Genomic DNA, 400 nt, shown 5'->3' with positions numbered 1-400 from the left:
GTTCCGAAGCCCTTCAGGAGCGCGGGAAAGAACGCGCTCAGATAGTCCTCGGGACTGCCGAAAATAATCGAACCGTGCAGGCCTTTGTCGGACAGCGCCGAGTTTTGAGGATGCGCTCGGCATAGGCCAGGAAGCGCTCGCCGCTGCCGGTGAGCCGCACCCCGCTGCCGCTGCGATGAAACAGGCTCTGGCCGAGGGCTTCCTCGAGCCGCTGCACCTGCATTGTCACGGCCGACTGCGTGCGTCCGACCTGTACCGCCACCGCACTGAGGGTTCCCGAATGCGCCGCGCGCACGAATGTCGCCAGCAGCTTGAGATCGAGCATATCAAATCCATTGATATCAGAATCCGACAACTATCAATTTTACTGCATCCGCGCCAGCCGCTAGATTGTTGGCGC

1 protein-coding gene is annotated in these 400 nt (G+C 61.0%); it reads right to left on the bottom strand.

The genetic code is table 11. The annotated features are described in order from the left end of the window. Positions 1-37: 37 nt before the first annotated feature. Complete coding sequence (locus tag EOA28_RS38400; RefSeq protein WP_245501725.1) at positions 38-325, bottom strand: LysR family transcriptional regulator; 288 nt, start codon at positions 323-325, stop codon at positions 38-40. Between the last annotated feature and the right edge of the window lie 75 nt (positions 326-400).

Source organism: Mesorhizobium sp. M2A.F.Ca.ET.067.02.1.1, from assembly GCF_004023285.1.
GTDB lineage: Bacteria > Pseudomonadota > Alphaproteobacteria > Rhizobiales > Rhizobiaceae > Mesorhizobium.
This window is presented reverse-complemented; position numbering and strand designations above follow the sequence as displayed.